Below are 19,942 nucleotides of genomic sequence, written 5' to 3' on the forward strand. Positions count from 1 at the left end.
ACACGGGAGAAGGGCCCTGGGAGGGCGCGGCAGGCCATGAAAGATGGTGAAGACATCCACTTTGCCGTCCATTTGCGTGCTCAGGGGACTGCATCGGAACGCCGACGGTGTTTACGTGGTGTTGGGCATTTCCGGAAACCGTCATACGGAGGTGTGCGCCATGGCCGATGCCGCTTCGCGGCTCACCACTCTCGCCGAGACCCTGCTGGGGGCGCCGCCCCCGGTCCGTATCCGCGCCTGGGACGGAAGCGAAGCAGGACCTCCCGATGCCCCCGTCCTCGTCGTCCGGCACCGGCGCGCCCTTCGCCGGCTGCTCTGGAAACCCGGTGAACTCGGGCTGGCCCGGGCCTGGGTGGCCGGGGAGATCGACGTCGAGGGGGATCTGTACGAGGCCCTCGACCGGCTCGCCGGGCTGATCTGGGACCGTGGCCCCGACGACGGGCCAGGGTTCCATCCCGTACGCGATCCACAGCTGCGCGCCGCCGCGAGGGAGCTGCTCCAGCTGGCCGGACCGCGGGTCTGGCTGCCGCTGCCCCCGCCCGGCGAGGAGGTCCGCAGACGCCACGGTCCCCTGCACACCAAGGTCCGGGACCGGCAGGCGATCAGTCACCACTACGACGTGGGCAACGACTTCTACGAGCTGGTGCTCGGTCCGTCCATGGTCTACTCGTGCGCCTACTGGGACGACGAGGACGGCGGGGACGGCGGGGCCGGCGGCACCCTGGAGGACGCGCAGCGTGACAAGCTCGACCTCGTCTGCCGCAAGCTCGCGCTGAAGGAGGGCGACCGGCTGCTGGACGTCGGCTGCGGCTGGGGCTCGATGGCGATCCACGCGGCCAAGGAGTACGGCGCCCAGGTCACCGGCATCACCCTGTCGCGCGAGCAGGCCGCGTACGCCCGCAAGCGCGTCGCCCAGGAGGGCCTGACCGACCTCATCGACCTCCGCGTCCAGGACTACCGGGACGTCAAGGACGGGCCGTACGACACGATTTCGTCCATCGGTATGGCCGAGCACGTCGGCTCCGAGCGGTACCGGGAGTACGCCGACGTCCTGTACGGGCTCCTCAAGCCCGGCGGCAGGCTGCTGAACCACCAGATCGCCCGCCGCCCCGCGCCGGACGAGGAGGCCTACCGCGTGGACGACTTCATCGACGCGTATGTCTTCCCGGACGGGGAACTCGCGCCGCTGGGCAGGACCCTGTCGATCCTGGAGGAGGCCGGTTTCGAGGCCCGGGACGTCGAGTCGATCCGCGAGCACTACGCCGGCACCCTGCGGGCGTGGGTGACCAACCTGGAGTCCGCATGGCAGCGCGCGGTGCGGCAGGTCTCGCCGGGACGGGCGCGGGTCTGGCGGCTGTACATGGCCGCGTCCGCCGTGTCCTTCGAGCGGAACAGGATCGGGGTCAACCAGATCCTGGCGGTGAAGACGCCGGAAGGCGGCGTCTCCGGGATGCCCCTGCGGGCGCGCAAGTGGGGTGAGCCCGCGCGTCGTTGATCCCGGGCGAACCGGGACGAAGGGCCGGACTTCCCCGTTGCGGGAAGCCCGGCCCTTCGCTGTCCGGCCCTTCGCTGTCCGGCCCTTCGCTGTCCGGTCCTTCGTTGTCCGGTCCTTCGTTGTCCGGCTGTTCGATGCACGACCGTTCGATGCGCGGCCGTGCGGGCTACTCGGCCTTGATCGCGTTCAGCATGTTCAGCCTCGCGGCGCTGCGGGCCGGCCACATCGCGGCCAGCACGCCGACCAGTCCCGCCAGCGCCAGGAAGATCCCGATCCGGTCCCACGGCAGGACCAGCGCGTAGCCGGGGATGCTGCTCCTGATGGACTCCCCGATGGCCCAGCCGAGGAACGAGCCGAGACCGATGCCGATCACCGCGCCGAAGAGGGAGATGACCACGGCCTCGAGGCGGACCATCCGCTTCACCCGGCGCCGGTCCAGGCCGATCGCGCGCAGCATGCCGATCTCGTGCTTCCGCTCGAACACCGACATCGCGAGGGTGTTGACCACACCGAGGACCGCGATGATGAGGGCCATCGCGAGCAGGCCGTACATGATGTTCAGCAGCGTGTTGATCATGCCGCCGAACTCGTCGCGGATGTCCTGCTGGTCCATCACCTTGATGGCCGGGTTCTCACCGAGGGCGCTGACCAGCGCCTTCTCGTTCGCCTCGGTCTGGCCGCCGGTCATCTTCACCCAGATCTCCGGGATGAACGGCCTGACCTCGTGCGGATTGGCGATCTTCGTGTCCACCAGGACGGGGGAGAGGAACTCGCTGTCCTTGTAGACCGCGCCGACCGTCAGGGTGCCCTTCTTCTTGTCGCTGAAGGTGACGGGCAGGCTCTCGCCGACCTTCCAGCCCCGGTTCTTCGCCGTCTTCTCCGCGATGGCGATCCGCCCGTCGGCGAGCGAGCCGATGCTGCCGCTGACGACCTCGACGTTCAGCACCTTCTCGATGGCGCCCGCGTTCACGGCGGACGCCGACGCGAAGCGGCCGTCGATCTCGAAGTACACGGCCTGCTGCGGCGAGACCGCGGAGGCGCTGCCGGCCTTCTCCAGGGCGGTGAGCGCGGACTGGTCGAGGCCGCCGCCGTTCGCCATCGAGACCATGTAGTCGGCCCTGATGTGGTCCGTGGTCATCTTGTCGAGCGCCGCGCCGACCGTGACACCGAGCACCGACAGGCCGGTGACCAGGGTGAGGCCGATCGCCAGCGCCGAGGCGGTGGCGCCGGTGCGGCGCGGGTTGCGGACCGCGTTCTGTCCCGCCAGCTTGCCGGCGACCCCGAAGGGGCCGACGAGCACGGGCCGGATGACCGCGATGACGGGCCGGGACAGCAGCGGGATCAGGATGATGACGCCGATCAGGGCGAAGAACGCGCCGGCCCCGATCAGGACCCGGCCCTCGTCACCGGCGACCTGGGCGCCCGCGACGATGCCGGCCGCGCCGATCGCCGTGATGACCGCGCCGATGGAGTTCCGCAGCACCAGCGACTTGGTGGTGGCCACCGCGTGGACGCTGCTCATCGCCGCCACCGGCGGGATCTTCGCGGCCCTGCGGCCCGGCAGCCAGGCGGCGAACATCGTGATCAGCACGCCGACGGCGAGCGCGGCGAGCACCGGCGTCACCGACAGCACCAGCGGCCCGGCCGGCATCTTCATGCCGAACGCGGCCATGCCCGAGCGCAGTCCGACTGCCAGGCCGATGCCGAGCGCGAAGCCGATCGCCGAGGCGACCGCGCCGACCACCGCGGCCTCGATGAGCACCGAGCGGGTGATCTGCTTGCGCGAGGCGCCGACGGCGCGCATCAGCGCGAGCTCCTTGGTGCGCTGCGCGACGAGCATCGAGAAGGTGTTGGAGATCAGGAAGATGCCGACGAAGAGCGCGATCGCGGCGAAGCCCAGCAGGACCTGCTTGAGGGCGCTCAGGCCCTCCTCGATCTGCTTCGCCTGCTCGTCGGCGAGCGCCCGGCCGGTCGTGGCCTCGGCGCCCTTCGGCAGCAGCGGCTCGACCGCGTCGAGGAGCGACGCGTCGTCGGCGCCGGGGGCGGCGGTGACGGCGAGCTCCCGGTAGTAGCCCGGCTTGAGGTACTGCTTCTGGGCGACGGACGTCTCGAAGAGCACGAGGCTGCCGCCGGCGTTCACGGCGCCGTCCTCGGTGGTGAAGATGCCGCTGAGGGTGTACTCCTTCACCGGCCCGTTGGTCGCGACCCGTACGCGGTCGCCGACCTCGTACTTGCCCGTGGTCGCGGAGTCCTCGTCCAGGGCGATCTGATCGGCCTTCAGCGGGCCCGAGCCGTTGGTGAACGTGTAGGCGGGGTCCTTGCCGTCCTCGCCGGGGGCGAAGTTGGAGCCCTTGTTGGACCAGCCGACGCCGATCAGCTTGCCGTCCGGGTCGGCGACCCCGGCGAAGCCGTCGACACGGCCGTACGCGGCGGCGACGCCGTCCACGCCGCGCACCTTGTCCAGGGTCTGCTGGGAGATGCCGGGCTCGGCCTTGGGGTCGTTCTCGTCGGCGTACGAGGTCACGGCGACGGCGACGTCCTCGTAGCTCTTCGCCGACTGGTTGCGGAAGGCGTTGGAGAGCGTGTCGGTGAAGACCAGGGTGCCGGAGACGAACGCCACGCCGAGAACCACGGCGAGTACGGTCATCAGCAGCCTGGCCTTGTGCGCGAGCACATTGCGCAAGGCGGTACGGAACATGGTGTGATCAGTCCTGAGGTGAGGGCCGGAAGTCTGCGGTGGAGCCGTGGATCAGCTGGTGCGGCCCTTGGCGTCGAACGCCTTCATGCGGTCCAGTACGCCGTCCGCCGTCGGGGCGGGCATCTCGTCCACGATCCGGCCGTCGGCGAGGAAGACGACGCGGTCCGCGTACGAGGCGGCCACGGGGTCGTGCGTCACCATGACGACGGTCTGCCCCAGCTCCCGTACCGAGTTGCGCAGGAAGCCCAGGACTTCGGCGCCGGAGCGGGAGTCCAGGTTTCCGGTCGGCTCGTCACCGAAGATGATCTCGGGCTGCGAGGCGAGCGCCCGGGCGACGGCGACGCGCTGCTGCTGACCGCCGGACAGCTGGGCCGGCCGGTGGCCGAGCCGCGCGGAAAGCCCGACCATGTCGATGACCTGCTGCAGCCACTGCTTGTCGGGCTTGCGGCCCGCGATGTCCATCGGCAGCGTGATGTTCTCCAGCGCCGTCAGCGTCGGCAGCAGGTTGTACGCCTGGAAGATGAACCCGATCTTGTCCCGGCGCAGCTGCGTCAGCTGCTTGTCCTTGAGCGAGCCGAGCTCGGTCTCCCCGATGCGTACGGAGCCGCTGCTGAAGCTGTCGAGACCGGCGACGCAGTGCATCAGCGTGGACTTGCCGGAGCCCGACGGCCCCATGATCGCGGTGAACTCACCCTGCCGGAAGTCCACGGTGACGCGGTCGAGGGCGACCACCTGGGTCTCGCCCTGTCCGTAGACCTTGGACAGATCCATGGCGCGGGCAGCCACCGCGGTGGCGCGGTGGGCGGTGGGGGTGGTGGTCACGAGACGACTCTCCTGTCACGGCGTTTTCGGGGACCACCCCATCGTGCTGCTCGTCCGCCGCCGGATCGTCCGTCCCATTGCCCGTTCCCGGGGCCCTCTTGGGTCTGACGGCGATGCCCGCCCGTCCTCCTTTGGTATGACGGCCCCCTGAGGGGCGGCGACTTTCCGTCATTCCCTGGCGCGGGGCCGGTCGGGCACGGGCCGGGAACGCCAGGTGCAAACTGCCGGTTACCTGGGCTGACACACCCTCAGACGTCAATAAAATAAGACAACATCGGGTCGGTGTACCGCTGTTCGGGGGACCTGCCCGGATAGGCTCAGGTGCCAACGCGGAGCCGCGCGCCACGCCCGGATGGTGGAATGCAGACACGGCGAGCTTAAACCTCGCTGGCCTTCGGGCCGTGCCGGTTCGAGTCCGGCTCCGGGCACGTCTGCGGCCGGTGGCGCGAGCGGTAGATCATTGAATACTTGAACGCTTGCGCGGGCGCGGCGTGCTGCTCCTGCCCACCGTCCACTGGACCGGTCACCCCCTCGTCTCCGACCTGCCCGATCGCCCCTTGGTCCTGACGTACCCGGCGGGCCCGGGCCTGCCACTCACACCGGCTGCGGCGGGCGGCACGGACGACGCGCTCGCCGGAGTGCTCGGGCGGACCCGCTTCGAGCTCCTGCTCCTGCTTACGGAGGAGCACACCACCAGCCGGCTCGCCCGCCGCCTCGGCGTCAGCAACGCCACCGTCTCCGCCCACACCGCCGCGCTGCGCGGGGCGGGCCTGATCGGCACGGTCCGCGCGGGACGGGCTGTCCTGCACCGGCGCACGGCTCTGGGGAGCCTGCTGGTCCACGGACGCCACGCCGGGCGGGACGGGTGTCCGCGGGAGGGATCGCCAGGTGCGGGAGGGTGACCGGCCCGTCACGATCGAGGAAAGATCCTCCCTCAGCACTAGGCGGATCTCTTTGCCCTCGCATTACTCTTGTGTCAAGGCCGCGCAGGGTGGCCATGGAGGAGTGAGATGAGGAGCAGCAACCCGGTCTTCTCGCGACGGGGGTTCAGCCGCGACAACGGCTACGCGGGCTTCAACACCGCGCCGCAGGCCGGGGGCCCCGCCGTCGGAACCAACCCGTACGCCCAGGGCGCCGGCAACCCGTACGCCACCAACCCGTACGCTCCGGCGGACGCCCAGCTGGGTGCCCCGCCGCAGGCGCCCGCCCGCACCAACGTGATGACGATCGACGACGTCGTGGCGCGCACCGCCATGACGCTCGGTACGGTCGTGCTCACGGCGATCCTGTCGTGGGTGCTCCTGCCCGTCGACCCGGCGAACATCGGCAAGTCGTACGGCATCGCCGTCGGCGCCGCGCTGGTGGCGTTCGTGCTGGCGCTCGTCCAGTCGTTCAAGCGCAAGGCCTCGCCCGCGCTGATCCTGGCGTACGCCGCGTTCGAGGGCGTCTTCCTCGGTGTCATCTCCAGCGCCGTCTCGACGTACATCGCCGACGGCGTGGTCGCCCAGGCCGTGCTCGGCACCATGGCGGTCTTCGCCGGCGTGCTGATCGCGTACAAGATGCGCTGGATCCGCGTCACGCGCCGTTTCTACGGCTTCGTGATGGCCGCGGCCATGGGCTTCCTGCTGCTGATGGCGGTCAACCTGCTGTTCGCCGTCTTCGGCGGCGGTGACGGCCTCGGCTTCCGCAGCGGTGGCCTCGGCATCCTCTTCGGCGTCATCGGCGTCATCCTCGGCGCCTGCTTCCTCGCCCTGGACTTCAAGCAGGTCGAGGACGGCATCGCCTACGGCGCTCCGCGCGAGGAGTCCTGGCTGGCGGCCTTCGGCCTCACCATGACCCTGGTGTGGATCTACCTGGAGATGCTGCGTCTGCTGTCGATCCTGCAGGGTGACGACTGACGCCTGCACCGGTCGTGACCGACGACTGAAGACGACGAAGGGCCCGTTCCGGCACTGCCGGGCGGGCCCTTCCCGTTGTCGGATGCACGTCCTCAGAGCAGCTTGCGCGCTGCCCGCCTCAGGTCGTACTCATGGATGATCGCTTTCGCATGTCCGTACGCGAGGTTGTGTTCGCTCCGGAGCCAGCTGACCTTCTCCTCGAAGCGGAAGAGAGCGGGGCCTTCCTCTACGGTGCGCAGCCAGTCGGCCACTTCACGACCGGTGCAATGGGGGATGCGGGAGAGCAGATTGCGGTGGGTCTCTTCGGAGAAGACTTGGGACATCGGCGCCTCCGGACGCTTTGCGCGTGTGGTCCTTCACGTCACCGTGCCTGAGCGTTCGCGTATTGGCAACAGTCCCGCAACGGCGCGTAGGGTCGCGGCGTGCTTGATACGACACCTCTGACCGCCGCGGTGGAGCGGATCGCCGACCGGTTGCGGGCCGCCCCGCAGAGCCGGCTGCAGCGTGGCGCGGCGGCCGAAGGGCTGGCGCTGGCCAGGGAATTGGCGCTGCGGGCCCAGCGGATCGAGACCCCGGACGACGAGCCGCGGAACATGCCCGACGCGGGCATCTTCGCGGTCGCGGACCAACTGATGGTCGCGGGGACGGATTTGGCCGAGGCCTTGCGCATGACGACGGCCTCGCCGGAGGAGCTGGGCGAGGCCGTGAGGTTCGTGGAGGAGGCGGGACAGCGGCTGAGGGCGTCTCTGTAGCCCGTCAGCGCGTCTCTGCGGCGGGTCTCTGCGGCGGGTCCTCAAGGCGCCTGGGGGCGCCTTGGAGCGTACGGGGGCGTCCCCTGGGAGCGTCGCAGGGACGACGCTCCGACACGCCCTGGGCGCGTGCTGCGCCTAGAGCGAGGCGATGACGCGGTCCGCGAGGATGTAGACGTTCTCACCGGAGCCGCACGAGAAGGTCAGGGCGTACGCGCCCGACACACCCGAGCCGCCCAGCAGGACCGGCGCGTGGCCGCCCCGCAGCGCCTCGGCGAGCCGCTCGGCGGTCTCCCGGTGGCCGGGGGTCATGCAGAGCGTCGTTCCGTCGGCGAAGACGTACACGTCGAGGGTGCCCAGCGGGCCCGGCCGTACGTCGGAGAGGGCCGTGCCGCTCTCGGCGAGCTCTTCCAGGCGGGCCACGGTACGCTCATGGTCGGTGACCACGGGTGTCTGGACCGGGACGAAGTCCGGGTGCGAGGGGTGCCGGCGGCGGGCGGCGGCGAGCTCCGGGGAGTCGTCGGCGAACTCGGCCGGCGGCTCCGCGAGCTCGGCCAGACCGGCCAGCCTGTCGAGCTCGTCGAGGGCCTCGACGGCCTCCAGGTCCATCGCGTCGAGCCCGGCGAAGTCCGCCTGGCGCGGGATGTACAGCGGAGGCAGGTCGTCGCCGAGACCGCCCGAGCCGCCGAGCAGCGTCGGTGCGTCCGCGGCGTCGCGGGCCTCCTGCGCGGCCCAGAAGGCTCGCGCCTCGGCCAGCTCGCGCTCGCGCTCCTCGGCGAGGGCCTCGGCGACGGCGGCGCGTATCTCGTCGGCGGGGGCGGTGCGGGCCTGCGGGATGGCTGCCGCGAAGGAGCCGGTACCGGCGCCGACGGCGGCGGCCAGCTCCGTACGCAGGGCCGTGACCTGCTTGCGCAGCCCGTGAGCGGCGTGCAGGGCAGCGGCGCCGACGGCCGCGGCGGCGGCCGTCGTCAGCAGCAGGGCGAGGGACATGGCGCTCACTGACATACTCCCGGTTTCAAAGGATTCCCCGACTTACTACATCAGCTTGTCGTGAGCCGGTGCCTGGTGTCAGTGCATTACGTCACGAAATGGACAGGACTTTAGGTGGAATGTTTAGCCCCAGACCGCACCTGACCTGGGAAAACGTATCTCCCCCAGGAGATAGGTCACATCCTGGGGGAGATTCGGTCACGGCTGGGACGCGAGGGGGTTGAGAAAGCCCTTGCGGAGGGATGGCGATCCGCCCGACCGGGCAGGTCAGCGGCCCCGACGCCGTGGTCGGGGCCCTGTGGGCGTCCCGGCCGGGGCCGGGGGTCCCGGCGTCAGCTGAGGCGCTCGATCACCATGGCCATGCCCTGGCCGCCGCCGACGCACATGGTCTCCAGACCGAACTGCTTGTCGTGGAACTGCAGGCTGTTGATCAGCGTGCCGGTGATGCGGGCGCCGGTCATGCCGAAGGGGTGGCCCACGGCGATGGCGCCGCCGTTGACGTTCAGCTTCTCCAGCGGGATGTCCAGGTCGCGGTAGGACGGGATGACCTGGGCCGCGAACGCCTCGTTGATCTCGACCAGGTCGATGTCGCCGATGGTGAGCCCGGCGCGCCGCAGCGCCTGCTTGCTCGCCTCGACCGGGCCGTAGCCCATGATCTCGGGGGAGAGGCCGGAGACGCCGGTGGAGACGATCCGGGCCAGCGGGGTCAGGCCCAGCTCCCGCGCCTTGGTGTCGGACATGATCACGAGGGCGGCCGCGCCGTCGTTGAGCGGGCAGCAGTTGCCGGCGGTGACCAGGCCGTCGGGGCGGAAGACTGGCTTCAGGCCCTGGACGCCCTCCAGGGTGACGCCGGCGCGCGGGCCGTCGTCCTTGCTGACGACCGTGCCGTCCGGGAGCGTCACGGGGGTGATCTCGCGCTCCCAGAAGCCGTTCTTGATGGCCTCCTCGGCGAGGTTCTGGGACCGTACGCCGAACTCGTCCATGTCCTGGCGGGTGACGCCCTTGAGCCGGGCCAGGTTCTCGGCGGTCTGGCCCATCGCGATGTACGCGTCCGGGATCAGGCCGTCCTCGCGCGGGTCGTGCCAGCTCGCGCCCTCGCTCGCGGCGACGGCGGCGGTGCGCGCCTCGGCCTCGGCGAAGAGGGGGTTGTGGGTGTCGGGCAGGCCGTCGGAGGAGCCCTTCACGGAGCGGGACACCATCTCGACACCGGCCGAGATGAAGACGTCGCCCTCGCCGGCCTTGATGGCGTGCAGTGCCATGCGGGAGGTCTGGAGGGAGGAGGAGCAGTAGCGCGTGATCGTGCAGCCGGGGAGGTGGTCCATTCCCATCTGCACGGCGACGATGCGGCCCAGGTTGTGCCCCTGCTCGCCGCCGGGCAGACCGCAGCCGAGCATCAGGTCGTCGATGTCCTTCGGGTCGAGCTCGGGGATCTTGGCGAGCGCGGCCTGGACGATGGTCGCGGTCAGGTCGTCCGGCCGCAGGTCCTTCAGCGAGCCCTTGAAGGCCCGGCCGATGGGGGAGCGGGCGGCAGAGACGATCACGGCTTCGGGCATCACGGCTCCAGAGGGGAGTGCGGCGGTCAGGGAGGACTGTCTGGAAGTTACCCCTACGTATCGCTCGGGTCACCGTACGGACCGTGTGATGCGGACCTCTTTTCTAAGCGCTCGCTTACGAGCCTCCCACCGGTGCGGGCACGCATCAAGCCCGTCCGGCGTTCCGAGGGCGGATGTCCGGAACTGCCGGGCGGTGCGGGGGCACGCATCAAGCCGGTCCGGCGTTCGAGGGTGGACACCTGGTCTCCGGGCGGTGCGGGCGCCCATCAAGCCGGTCCGGCGTTCCGGGGACCGGATGTCCGGAGCTGCCGGGCGGTGCGGGGCACGCATCAAGCGGGTCCGGCTTTCGAGGCCGGACACCCGGTCGCCGGGACGGTGCGGGCGCCCCCGCCCCTGGGGCCGGTCAGTCCGACCCGTGGACCTCGGCCCGCTCGCCCGTCGAGGGCGCCGGCTCCGGCGCCACCGGTGCCGGCAGGCGGCGCCGCCTGCGGTGCTTGAGGAGGGCCCAGGGCGCCCGGGCGCCCGTCACCTCGGTACCGGCCTCCGCGGCCGCCTCCGCCGCCGCCTTCGCCACCGGCAGCATGCCCTCGTCGCGGTCGGCGTCCAGCCGGTCCGTCTCCGGCCACAGCCCGAGCGCCGCGCACAGCGTCGGCAGGACCGCCATCGCCGCCGTCGCATAGCCCTCCGCCGAGGGGTGGTAGTTGTCCACGCCGAACATCTCACGCGGGTTCGCCTCGAACTCCGGGCCCAGCAGGTCGCCGAGCGACACCGTACGGCCGCCCTGTTCCACCGCCCCGATCGTCTGTGCCGCCGCGAGCTGCCGTGACGCGCGGCGGGCCAGCCAGCGCAGCGGTTGATACACCGGCTCGATCGTGCCGAGATCAGGGCAGGTGCCCACCACCACCTCCGCGCCCGCCGTGCGCAGCCTGCGCACCGCCGCGGACAGATAGCGCACCGACTGCGTCGGCGGCATCCGGTGCGTGACGTCGTTCGCGCCGACCATGATCACGCAGACGTCCGCCGCCCGCGCCTGATCCAGCAGGGCCAGCCCCACCTGCCGCTCCAGGTCGTCCGACCTGGCCCCGGGCTCCGCCACGATCCGCAGCTCCACCGGCTGCTCCGCCACCGCCGCGAGCCCCGAGGCCAGCAGTGCCCCTGGTGTCTGCCCGGCTCGCCGTACCCCCTGGCCGACCGCCGTCGAGTCCCCGAGGAGGACGAGCCGCAGCGGTTCCGACGGGCCGTACGACGCCGTCCCGTACAGCCCGTCCGGGGCGGGCGGCAGCGGCGCCGTACCCCCGCCGACCGACCTCTTCGCCAGCTGCACCTCGGCCAGCACCACACCCACGGCCGCCACTCCGAGCAGTCCGATTCCGCCGCCGCCGTATGCCGCACCGGCCGCGATGCGCCGCGCCACCCTCGCCCTCGACACAGTCCCAGCCACCTCCGCGTAGCCGTGCAGTCGTCCAAGAGCTAACTGCCCCGTAACGGCCGTCGCCCAATCTCGTCCCGGTACGGCATACGCTGACGGAACCACTACGGAGATCCCGGAGACTTACGGTGCAATTCCACGACTCGATGATCAGTCTGGTTGGCAATACCCCGCTGGTGAAGCTCAACAGCGTGACCGCGGGCATTCAGGCGACGGTCCTCGCCAAGGTCGAGTACTTCAACCCCGGCGGCTCGGTGAAGGACCGCATCGCCCTGCGCATGATCGAGGCGGCCGAGCAGAGCGGCGAGCTCAAGCCGGGCGGCACGATCGTCGAACCGACGAGCGGCAACACGGGCGTTGGCCTGGCCATCGTGGCCCAGCAGAAGGGCTACAAGTGCATCTTCGTCTGCCCGGACAAGGTGTCCACGGACAAGATCAACGTGCTGCGCGCGTACGGCGCCGAGGTCGTCGTCTGCCCGACGGCGGTCGACCCGGAGCACCCGGACTCGTACTACAACGTCTCCGACCGCCTCGTACGTGAGACGCCGGGCGCGTGGAAGCCCGACCAGTACTCCAACCCCAACAACCCGCGTTCGCATTACGAGACCACCGGTCCCGAACTGTGGGAACAGACTGAGGGAAAAATCACCCATTTCGTCGCAGGCGTCGGCACCGGCGGCACGATCTCCGGCACGGGTCGCTATCTGAAGGAGGTCAGCGGCGGCACGGTGCGCATCGTCGGCGCCGACCCCGAGGGGTCCGTGTACTCCGGCGGCTCCGGCCGGCCGTACCTCGTCGAGGGCGTCGGTGAGGACTTCTGGCCCACCGCCTACGACCAGACCGTCACCGACGAGATCGTCGCCGTGTCCGACAAGGACTCCTTCCAGATGACCCGCCGCCTCGCCAAGGAGGAGGGCCTGCTGGTCGGCGGCTCCTGCGGCATGGCGGTCGTCGCGGCGCTGCGCGTGGCCGAGGGGCTCGGTCCGGACGACGTCGTGGTCGTGCTGCTCCCGGACAGCGGCCGCGGCTATCTGTCGAAGATCTTCAACGACGAGTGGATGAACGACTACGGCTTCCTGGAGCAGGCCGGCGACGAGCCGCGGGTCGGCGAGGTGCTGCAGCACAAGGAGGGCGCGCTGCCCTCGCTGGTGCACATGCACCCCGAGGAGACCGTCGGCCAGGCCATCGACGTCCTGCGCGAGTACGGCGTCTCGCAGATGCCGATCGTCAAGCCGGGCGCCGGCCACCCGGACGTCATGGCCGCCGAGGTCATCGGCTCGGTCGTGGAGCGGGAGCTGCTGGACGCGCTGTTCACGCAGCGTGCGTCGCTGAACGACCCGCTGGAGAAGCACATGAGCCCGCCGCTGCCGCAGGTCGGCTCCGGTGAGCCGGTCGGCGACCTGATGTCGGTGCTCGGTCAGGCGGACGCGGCGATCGTGCTCGTCGAGGGCAAGCCCACGGGCGTCGTGAGCCGTCAGGACCTGCTGTCGTTCCTGGCCAGGGCCGGGACCAAGTAACCGCGCCGCGGGAGATGTGGTGCGCGGGGACCGCCGCACCCCCGGGTGACCCGGGGGGCGGGACGACGGCGGTCCCCGCGATGGACGCGGTCCGGGTCAGGGCCGACTCCGCGTCCGGGCGTCCATGGAGGTCCGGGAGCCGCTCCGGAGGTCCTTGACGCCGACACCCCTCAATGTGCCGTACGCGTGTTAAGCGGGTGCTGCGCCAACGTGTCGCGCTCGTACCACTTGTGCGAAGCCGCGGCCGAGACGGGCGGCGCCGGCCGCTCCGCCGTGGGCGAGCCCGGCTCCGGCGTAGGGACGACCAGCAGCTGGTCGGGGTCGCCGGGCGGACCCTGAAGGGGTTCTGAGCCCCCTCAGTCCTCCCACTCCGCATCGGGTTTCGTACGGCGCTCGAGCCGTACCCGGTCGCGGAAGGCGTGCACCGCGTTCACCCCGACGATGCCGGCCCAGGTGACGACCAGGCCCTCGAGGCCGGCGTTGACCACGGCGATCGCCGACAGCGGGATCGCGAGGACGGTGGAGAACATCGCGAAGCCGAACCGCTCGGCGAAGCTCCCGAAGCCGTCCCCCGGCCGCCCGGGGCGCACGCCCCGGGCGGCGGCCGTCTGCTGCTCGGCCAGATGGCGCCGCACACGACGGTCCACCGTGGCGTCCATGCGCTGCTCGATCTTCTCCAGGAAGGACTCGATCAGCGCGGACTCGTACTCCGTGCCCAGTTCGCGCCGGGCGTGCAGGGTGGCGTCGAGCTCCTTCGTGAGCTCGTGGTCGCGGGCTTCCATGCGGTCCACGGTAGGGAGCGGCCAGCAGGGTGTCAGTGGGGCTAGCCCCCCTGTTACCCGGACCTGGTCCCCTCCGCTCGTGTCACGTGGTGAGTCCGTTCGCCGCCGCCCAGGCGTTCGCGACGTCCTCCGGGTCCTTCTTGTCCTTGTCGACCTGGCGGTTGAGCTCGGTGAGGGCTTCGGTGGTCAGGGCGTTGCCGAGGCGGGCGAGGGCCTTGCGGACGGTGGAGTCCGCCTTGCGGTCGGCGATCAGGGGGACGATGTGCTGGCCGGGGATGAGGTTCTTGGGGTCCTCCAGGACGACCCAGCCCTCGGCCTTGATGTCGGTGTCCGTGGTGAAGAGGTTGGCGACGTCCACGTCGCCCTTCTTCAGAGCGCCCTTGACCAGCGGGCCCGAGGAGTCGAGGGACTTGAACTCCTTGAACTCGACGCCGTATTCGTCCTTCAGTCCGACGACCCCGACGACGCGCTTCTTCACCTCGGGCGCGGCGCCGATGACCAGCTTGCCGTTCTGCTTCGCCAGGTCGGCGAGGGTCTTCAGGCCGTACTTCCCGGCGGTCGCGCGGGTGACGGCGAACGCGTCGGAGTCCTCCGCGGCGCCGTACGGGAGGACCTGGAGGCCCGCGGGCAGCGCGACGGCGAGGGCGTTCTGCATCTCGCCCTCCTCGGTGGCCTCCGCTTTGGGGTCGAGGTAGTGGAGCAGTGCGCCCTGGTACTCGGGGAGGAGGTCGATGTCGCCGCCCTTGAGGGCGGGGATGAGGATCTCGCGGGTGCCGAGGTTGGGGCGCACGGTCGTCTTCACTCCGGCGGCGCCGAGGACGGCGGCGTAGAGGTACCCGAGGATCTGGTTCTCGGTGAAGTTGGCGGTGCCGATGGTGAGGCCGTCATTGCTGGATCCGCCCCCTGAGAGACCGCCGCCCTGGCCTTCGAGGGAGGTGATGCCGCTGCTGCAGGCGGCGAGCGTGGGCACGGAGGCGGCGGCGAGGAGTCCGCCGAGCAGAGTGCGTCGGTTCATGGTCAAGTCCTTACGCGAGCGCATTACGCGGGGCGGTGCCGGAAGAGGGCGCGGTGCAGGGCGGCGAGTGCCAGGTCGAGTACGACGGCGACGACCGCGACGAGTACGGCCCCGCCCAGCACCTGGACGAGGTCGCGCTGGGCGAGGCCGTCGAAGACGTACCGCCCGAGGCCGCCGAAGCTGACGTACGCGGCGATGGTGGCGGTCGCCACGACCTGGATGAGGGCGAGGCGCAGACCGGTCATGATCAGCGGGAGCGCGAGCGGGATCTCCACCTGGAGGAGCACCTGGTGGCCGCGCATGCCCTGGCCGCGTGCCGCGTCCTTGACCTCCGGGTCGACGGCGGTCATCCCGGCGTAGGTGTTGGTGACGATGGCGGGCACGGCGAGGGCCACCAGCGCCACGTACACCGGAGTCATCGACAGGCCGCCGGCCAGGAAGACCAGCACGACGAGCCCGACGGTGGGCAGGGCACGGCCGAACGACGCGAGGTTGATGGCGAGGAAGGCGCCACGGCCGGTGTGCCCGATGAGCAGCCCGACGGGGAGGGCGATCACGGCGGCGATGAGTGTCGCGAGGAGTGAGTACTGGAGGTGCTCGGCGAGCCGGTGTCCGATGCCGTCGGAGCCGGACCACTGGGTGCCGCTGGTGAGCCAGGCCCCCAGGTCCCTGATGAGTTCGTACATGTCAGGCTCGCTTCCTTCGCCACGGGGTGAGCGCGTACTGCACGGTGACCAGCAGCGCGTCGGCGGCCAGCGCGAGCAGGAGGGTGAGGACGACTCCGGCGATGACGGGGGTGGGGAAGCCGCGCTGGAAGCCGTCGGTGAACAGCTGTCCGAGGCCGCCGTCGCCGATGTACGTGGCCACGCTGACGAGCGAGATCGACATGACCGTCGCGATCCGCACCCCCGCCATGATCACGGGCAGCGCGAGCGGCAGCTCCACGGTGAGCAAGGTGCGCAGCGGCCGCGTGCCCATGGCCTTGGCGGCCTCCTTGGTCCGGGCGGGGACCGAGTCGAGGCCCTCGACCGTGTTCCGCAGCAGGACGACGAGGGTGTAGATCGTCAGGCCGATGACGGTGGTGGTGCGGGTGAGTCCGGAGACCGGCAGCAGCAGGACGAACACGGCGATGGACGGGATCGTGAACAGGACGTTCGACAGCCCGAGGAGGAAGCCGCGCAGCGGCCGTATCCGGTGCGCGACGACCGCGAGCGGCAGGGAGATGACGAGCCCGAGCGCCACGGCGGCCAGGGCTGCCTGCAGATGGGAGAGGGTGAGCGCGGTGAGATCGCCGGTGTGATCGGCGAGCCAGCTCCAGTCGATGCTCATACGGCGACCGCCGCCGTCGCGTGGGCCGCTCCCGCGTGGGTGTGGATGTCGTCGCGGGACGTGACCCCGGTGAGGACGCCGTTCGCGTCGACGCGGGCGACGAGGCCCGCCGGGGACGCGACCGACTCGTTCAGTGCGGACAGCAGCGAGTCGCCGTCGCGCAGCGGCCGTACGGGGCGCAGCGGGGCGTCCTCGGTGGCATCGTTGTCACGCCAGCCGAGGGGTGCGCGCGCCTCGTCCAGGACGAGCTGCCAGCGGTCGCCCTCCGGGGCCGGGGCCTGCGGTACGTCGGCGAGCGTGCTCAGCGACAGGAGCTTCAGGCCCCGCTCCGCGCCGAGGAAGTCCGCGACGAAATCGTCCGCCGGGCGGGCCAGCAGCTCGGCGGGCTCGGCGTACTGCACGAGGTGGCCGCCCGTGCGGAAGACGGCGATGCGGTCGCCGAGACGGACCGCCTCGTCGATGTCGTGGGTGACGAAGACGATGGTCTTGTTCAGCTCGCGCTGGAGGCGGATCAGCTCGTCCTGGAGCTGGGTCCGTACGACGGGGTCGACCGCGCCGAAGGGCTCGTCCATCAGCAGCACCGGAGGATCCGCGGCGAGCGCCCTCGCCACGCCGACCCGCTGCTGCTGCCCGCCGGAGAGCTGGTGCGGGTAGCGCTTGGCGGTCTCCGGGGCGAGGCCCACGGTCTCCAGGAGCTCGGCCGCCCGCGCGCGGGCCTTGCGGCGGCCCCAACCGAGGAGCAGCGGCACCGTCGCGATGTTGTCGAGGATCGTGCGGTGCGGGAAGAGCCCCGCCTGCTGGATCACGTACCCGATGGAGCGCCGCAGCTCCGCCGCGTCCTGCCGCTGCACATCCGCACCGCCGACGAGGATGGTCCCGGAGGTCGGTTCCACCATGCGGTTGATCATGCGGAGGGTGGTGGTCTTACCGCATCCCGAGGAGCCGACGAGGACGGTGATCCCGCCCTCCGGCATCTCCAGGCTGAGGTCCTGAACCGCCGTGGTGCCGTTGGGGAAGCGCTTGTTCACTGCATCGAATTTGATCATCAGTCGTCCCTTGCCCGGCCTGCATATAGTCATGCAGAGTTCTTGGTACCTGAATAGGTTGTCAATGCCCCGGGGTAAAACGCTGGTTACGGATGGCCGCACAGCAAGACGGGGTGTCCGGATAAGGAGGCGTTCGCGCATGATGTCGTCCCACATGGTGGACACACCGTCGTCCGTGCCCACGGACGTCGTCGTCCTCGACGGGCAGAGCCTCCCGGTCGCCGACATCGTCCGGCTCGCCGACGGAGCCGTCCGCCCCGTCCCCGCCGCAGACGCGATGAAGCGCGTCAAGCACTCCTGGAACACCGCCCGCGAGCTCGCCGCCTCCGGACGGGTCTACGGCCGCTCCACCGGCGTCGGCGCCAACCGGAGCGAGGACATCCCCACCGAGGCGGCCGCCGGCCACGGCCTGCGGCTGCTCCGCAGCCACGCCGGGGCCATAGGAGAACCGCTCCCCGCCCGCGAGGTCCGCGCCATGCTCGCCGTCCGCGCCAACCAGCTGCTCGCGGGCGGCGCCGGACTGCGCCCCACGGTGGTCACCGCACTGTGCGAGGCGCTGGTGGCGGGCGCGTACCCCGTCGTCCACGAATACGGCTCCGTCGGCACCGGCGACATCGCCGCGCTCGCCCAGCTGGGCCTCGCCCTCGCCGGCGAGCACCGCTGGCAGGGCGCGGGCCCCGCACCGGCTCCCCAGGACCTCGACAACAACGACGCCCTGGCACTGATCAGCAGCAATGCGCTCACCCTCGGCCAGGCCGCCCTCGCACTCGACGATCTGCGCCGCCTCGTCGCCGCCACCGAACTCGTCGCCGGGCTCTCGCTCCTCGCCGTCGACGGCTCGTACGAGGCGTACGCGGAGCCCGTCCACGCCGCCCGTCCGCACCCCGGCACGACCGGCGTCGCCGCGCGGATGCGCGAGCTGCTCGGCGCGCCCGCCCGGCCGACGCCACCGCTGGGCCGGATCCAGGACCCGTACGGCTTCCGCTGCCTGCCGCAGATACACGGGCCGGCGCACGACGCGGCGGACGCGCTGGAGCGCGTGCTCACCGTCGAGATCAACGCGGCCGCCGAGAACCCGCTGATCTGCCCCGACGACCTGGCCGCCTACCACCACGGCGGCTTCTACCTCGCCGGACTCGCCCTCGCGCTCGACCACTTGAGGCTCTCGCTCACCCAGGTCGCGCGGCTCTCCACCTCCCGGCTCGCCGCCCTCAACGAGCCCGCCTACACCCGCCTGCGGCCCTTCCTCGCGGACGCCGAGCCCGCATCCTCCGGGGTCATGATCCTCGAGTACGCGGCCGGGGCCGCCCTCGGCGATCTCCGTGCCTGCTCGGCCCCCGCCTCGCTCGGCCACGCGGTACTGTCCCGTGGCGTCGAGGAACAGGCCAGCTTCGCCTCGCTCGCCGCCCGCCAGACCCTGCGGTCGAGCGAGCCCTACCGGCTCGTCGTCGGCTGCGAACTCGTCGCCGCCGTACGGGCCCTGCGCCAGCGCGATCTGCGCCCCGATCCCGAACTGCCCGTGGGGCGCGCCTTCGCGCTGGCCGAGGCGGTGCTCGACGTGGAGCACGCCGACCGGCCGCTGACCGATGATGTGATGTCGGCGGCCGCACTGCTCGACACGTTCGGTGCGATGACGTTCGGTGAACTGACAGGACTGACAAGGGGGATGGTATGAGCGAGAACCACAACAGCCCTGCCGCACGGCTGCAGCAGCTGTTCGAGGGGCACCGGCTCACCCCCACCCAGCGCCGCATCGCCCATTCCATGGTGCGCCGCGCGAGCGACGTGCCGTTCCTGTCCAGCGTCGAACTGGCCGAGCTGGCCGGGGTCAGCCAGCCCTCCGTCACCCGGTTCGCCGTCGCGCTCGGCTTCGACGGCTACCCGGCGCTGCGCCGCCATCTGCGCGAGATCACGCCCGCCGAACCGGCCGCGGGCAAGGACACGGTCAACGAGTACCAGCAGGCCGTCCAGGCCGAGATCGAGAACCTGCGGCACCTCGCCGAGATGCTCGCCGACCCGAGCCCCGTCGAAGAGGCCGGCCGGGTCCTCGCCGCCTCGCGCCCCCTCCCGGTCCTCGGCCTGCGCGCCGCCTCCTCCCAGGCCCGCGGCTTCGCGTACTTCGCGGCCAAGGTCCACCCGGACGTACGCCTCCTCGACGAGGGCGGCACGATGCTCGCCGACCGCATCGACGCCGCCCGCCGCGCGGGCGCGAGCGCGCTCATCTGCTTCGCCCTGCCGCGCCACCCGAAGGAGGTCGTGGAGGCGCTGGCGTACGCCCACGAGTCCGGGCTGACCGTCGTCACGGTCGCCGACTCCGCCTTCGCCCCGGTCGCCGCCCACAGCGACCTGCTGATCCCGGCAGCGGTCGGCACGGGCCTCGCCTTCGACACGGCCTGCGCGCCGATGCTGCTCGGGCGGGTCCTGCTGGAGGCGATGTGCGACGACCTGCCGGACGCGCAGGCGCGGCTGGAGGAGTTCGACGCACGGGCGGCGGAGCGCGGCCTGTTCGTGGACTGAATCCTGGGCTGCGCCTTCTCATCCGATCCTCAGGAATTCCCACTGTTCTCCGCGCCCGAAGGACCGTGGGTGCGAGGGGAGACGGACGTGGGGCGCGCAGGC

18 protein-coding genes and 1 tRNA gene are annotated in these 19,942 nt (G+C 71.1%); 8 read left to right on the top strand and 11 right to left on the bottom strand.

Going from position 1 to position 19,942, the window contains the following annotated elements:
* The first annotated feature begins 160 nt into the window (after positions 1 to 160).
* Complete coding sequence (locus tag ACFV9O_RS13780; RefSeq protein ID WP_385416668.1) at positions 161 to 1,495, top strand: class I SAM-dependent methyltransferase; 1,335 nt, start codon at positions 161 to 163, stop codon at positions 1,493 to 1,495.
* 166 nt (positions 1,496 to 1,661) lie between these two features.
* Here the strand turns inward: ACFV9O_RS13780 and ACFV9O_RS13785 are convergent, their stop codons facing one another.
* Both ACFV9O_RS13785 and ACFV9O_RS13790 read right to left on the bottom strand, forming a co-directional pair.
* On the bottom strand, positions 1,662 to 4,193 hold the full coding sequence (locus ACFV9O_RS13785; protein WP_385416671.1) for an ABC transporter permease: 2,532 nt from the start codon (positions 4,191 to 4,193) through the stop codon (positions 1,662 to 1,664).
* Positions 4,194 to 4,244: 51 nt separating this feature from the next.
* Positions 4,245 to 5,015, bottom strand: a complete 771-nt coding sequence (locus ACFV9O_RS13790; RefSeq protein ID WP_385416673.1) for an ABC transporter ATP-binding protein — start codon at positions 5,013 to 5,015, stop codon at positions 4,245 to 4,247.
* A gap of 346 nt (positions 5,016 to 5,361) precedes the next feature.
* Here ACFV9O_RS13790 and ACFV9O_RS13795 point away from each other — a divergent pair.
* The 3 genes from ACFV9O_RS13795 to ACFV9O_RS13805 all read left to right on the top strand — a co-directional run bounded on the left by ACFV9O_RS13795 (position 5,362) and on the right by ACFV9O_RS13805 (position 6,913).
* Positions 5,362 to 5,443 (top strand) — tRNA-Leu (locus ACFV9O_RS13795).
* Positions 5,444 to 5,491: 48 nt separating this feature from the next.
* Positions 5,492 to 5,917: an ArsR/SmtB family transcription factor gene (locus tag ACFV9O_RS13800; protein WP_385416676.1), complete on the top strand. Its 426-nt coding sequence runs from the start codon at positions 5,492 to 5,494 to the stop codon at positions 5,915 to 5,917.
* Positions 5,918 to 6,025: 108 nt separating this feature from the next.
* Positions 6,026 to 6,913, top strand: coding sequence for a Bax inhibitor-1/YccA family protein (locus ACFV9O_RS13805; protein ID WP_385416678.1), 888 nt, complete (start codon positions 6,026 to 6,028; stop codon positions 6,911 to 6,913).
* Positions 6,914 to 7,005: 92 nt separating this feature from the next.
* On the opposite strand, the gene ACFV9O_RS13810 is transcribed toward ACFV9O_RS13805, so the two are convergent.
* Entirely contained in the window at positions 7,006 to 7,236 is a 231-nt protein-coding gene (locus ACFV9O_RS13810) for a DUF4287 domain-containing protein (protein WP_385416680.1), read from the bottom strand.
* Positions 7,237 to 7,335: 99 nt separating this feature from the next.
* Here ACFV9O_RS13810 and ACFV9O_RS13815 point away from each other — a divergent pair, with 99 nt between their 5' ends.
* On the top strand, positions 7,336 to 7,665 hold the full coding sequence (locus ACFV9O_RS13815) for a hypothetical protein (protein WP_385416683.1): 330 nt from the start codon (positions 7,336 to 7,338) through the stop codon (positions 7,663 to 7,665).
* A 135-nt stretch (positions 7,666 to 7,800) separates the two neighbouring features.
* Here the strand turns inward: ACFV9O_RS13815 and ACFV9O_RS13820 are convergent, their stop codons facing one another.
* The 3 genes from ACFV9O_RS13820 to ACFV9O_RS13830 form a co-directional block, all read right to left on the bottom strand.
* The gene (locus ACFV9O_RS13820; protein WP_385416685.1) at positions 7,801 to 8,667 is read right to left on the bottom strand and encodes a hypothetical protein; all 867 of its coding nucleotides are present in this window, start codon (positions 8,665 to 8,667) and stop codon (positions 7,801 to 7,803) included.
* Positions 8,668 to 8,984: 317 nt separating this feature from the next.
* Complete coding sequence (locus tag ACFV9O_RS13825; RefSeq protein WP_385416687.1) at positions 8,985 to 10,205, bottom strand: acetyl-CoA C-acetyltransferase; 1,221 nt, start codon at positions 10,203 to 10,205, stop codon at positions 8,985 to 8,987.
* Between the two features lie 403 nt (positions 10,206 to 10,608).
* Positions 10,609 to 11,619, bottom strand: coding sequence for an SGNH/GDSL hydrolase family protein (locus ACFV9O_RS13830; protein WP_385416880.1), 1,011 nt, complete (start codon positions 11,617 to 11,619; stop codon positions 10,609 to 10,611).
* Positions 11,620 to 11,762: 143 nt separating this feature from the next.
* On the opposite strand from ACFV9O_RS13830, the gene ACFV9O_RS13835 reads away from it, so the two are divergent.
* Positions 11,763 to 13,151: a cystathionine beta-synthase gene (locus ACFV9O_RS13835; protein ID WP_385416690.1), complete on the top strand. Its 1,389-nt coding sequence runs from the start codon at positions 11,763 to 11,765 to the stop codon at positions 13,149 to 13,151.
* Between the two features lie 356 nt (positions 13,152 to 13,507).
* Here the strand turns inward: ACFV9O_RS13835 and ACFV9O_RS13840 are convergent, their stop codons facing one another.
* The 5 genes from ACFV9O_RS13840 to ACFV9O_RS13860 all read right to left on the bottom strand — a co-directional run bounded on the left by ACFV9O_RS13840 (position 13,508) and on the right by ACFV9O_RS13860 (position 17,323).
* Entirely contained in the window at positions 13,508 to 13,933 is a 426-nt protein-coding gene (locus tag ACFV9O_RS13840) for a hypothetical protein (RefSeq protein WP_385416693.1), read from the bottom strand.
* A gap of 82 nt (positions 13,934 to 14,015) precedes the next feature.
* Positions 14,016 to 14,948 carry an ABC transporter substrate-binding protein gene (locus tag ACFV9O_RS13845; RefSeq protein ID WP_385416695.1) on the bottom strand — a complete coding sequence of 311 codons (933 nt, stop codon included), beginning with the start codon at positions 14,946 to 14,948 and terminating at the stop codon, positions 14,016 to 14,018.
* A gap of 23 nt (positions 14,949 to 14,971) precedes the next feature.
* Positions 14,972 to 15,634 (bottom strand): ABC transporter permease, encoded by a 663-nt coding sequence (locus ACFV9O_RS13850; RefSeq protein WP_385416697.1) that lies wholly within the window; start codon positions 15,632 to 15,634, stop codon positions 14,972 to 14,974.
* A gap of 1 nt (position 15,635) precedes the next feature.
* Complete coding sequence (locus ACFV9O_RS13855) at positions 15,636 to 16,277, bottom strand: ABC transporter permease (protein ID WP_385416700.1); 642 nt, start codon at positions 16,275 to 16,277, stop codon at positions 15,636 to 15,638.
* Entirely contained in the window at positions 16,274 to 17,323 is a 1,050-nt protein-coding gene (locus tag ACFV9O_RS13860; RefSeq protein WP_385416703.1) for an ABC transporter ATP-binding protein, read from the bottom strand. Before ACFV9O_RS13860 ends, ACFV9O_RS13855 begins: the two co-directional genes overlap by 4 nt.
* 142 nt (positions 17,324 to 17,465) lie before the next feature.
* On the opposite strand from ACFV9O_RS13860, the gene ACFV9O_RS13865 reads away from it, so the two are divergent.
* Positions 17,466 to 18,998, top strand: coding sequence for an aromatic amino acid ammonia-lyase (locus ACFV9O_RS13865; RefSeq protein WP_385416883.1), 1,533 nt, complete (start codon positions 17,466 to 17,468; stop codon positions 18,996 to 18,998).
* The gene (locus ACFV9O_RS13870; RefSeq protein ID WP_385416705.1) at positions 18,995 to 19,840 is read left to right on the top strand and encodes a MurR/RpiR family transcriptional regulator; all 846 of its coding nucleotides are present in this window, start codon (positions 18,995 to 18,997) and stop codon (positions 19,838 to 19,840) included. Before ACFV9O_RS13865 ends, ACFV9O_RS13870 begins: the two co-directional genes overlap by 4 nt.
* Positions 19,841 to 19,942 lie beyond the last annotated feature (102 nt).

The organism is Streptomyces sp. NPDC059909 (genome assembly GCF_042730885.1).
Lineage (GTDB): Bacteria > Actinomycetota > Actinomycetes > Streptomycetales > Streptomycetaceae > Streptomyces.

Excerpts from the sequence above, each read along its gene's own strand:
- ACFV9O_RS13840 (WP_385416693.1), bottom strand. The coding sequence starts at position 13,933 with ATGGAAGCCCGCGACCACGAGCTCACGAAGGAGCTCGACGCCACCCTG.
- ACFV9O_RS13855 (WP_385416700.1), bottom strand. The coding sequence starts at position 16,277 with ATGAGCATCGACTGGAGCTGGCTCGCCGATCACACCGGCGATCTCACC.
- ACFV9O_RS13865 (WP_385416883.1), top strand. The coding sequence starts at position 17,466 with ATGTCGTCCCACATGGTGGACACACCGTCGTCCGTGCCCACGGACGTC.
- ACFV9O_RS13850 (WP_385416697.1), bottom strand. The coding sequence starts at position 15,634 with ATGTACGAACTCATCAGGGACCTGGGGGCCTGGCTCACCAGCGGCACC.
- ACFV9O_RS13825 (WP_385416687.1), bottom strand. The coding sequence starts at position 10,205 with ATGCCCGAAGCCGTGATCGTCTCTGCCGCCCGCTCCCCCATCGGCCGG.
- ACFV9O_RS13810 (WP_385416680.1), bottom strand. The coding sequence starts at position 7,236 with ATGTCCCAAGTCTTCTCCGAAGAGACCCACCGCAATCTGCTCTCCCGC.
- ACFV9O_RS13780 (WP_385416668.1), top strand. The coding sequence starts at position 161 with ATGGCCGATGCCGCTTCGCGGCTCACCACTCTCGCCGAGACCCTGCTG.
- ACFV9O_RS13845 (WP_385416695.1), bottom strand. The coding sequence starts at position 14,948 with ATGAACCGACGCACTCTGCTCGGCGGACTCCTCGCCGCCGCCTCCGTG.
- ACFV9O_RS13785 (WP_385416671.1), bottom strand. The coding sequence starts at position 4,193 with ATGTTCCGTACCGCCTTGCGCAATGTGCTCGCGCACAAGGCCAGGCTG.
- ACFV9O_RS13860 (WP_385416703.1), bottom strand. The coding sequence starts at position 17,323 with ATGATCAAATTCGATGCAGTGAACAAGCGCTTCCCCAACGGCACCACG.
- ACFV9O_RS13870 (WP_385416705.1), top strand. The coding sequence starts at position 18,995 with ATGAGCGAGAACCACAACAGCCCTGCCGCACGGCTGCAGCAGCTGTTC.
- ACFV9O_RS13805 (WP_385416678.1), top strand. The coding sequence starts at position 6,026 with ATGAGGAGCAGCAACCCGGTCTTCTCGCGACGGGGGTTCAGCCGCGAC.
- ACFV9O_RS13820 (WP_385416685.1), bottom strand. The coding sequence starts at position 8,667 with ATGTCAGTGAGCGCCATGTCCCTCGCCCTGCTGCTGACGACGGCCGCC.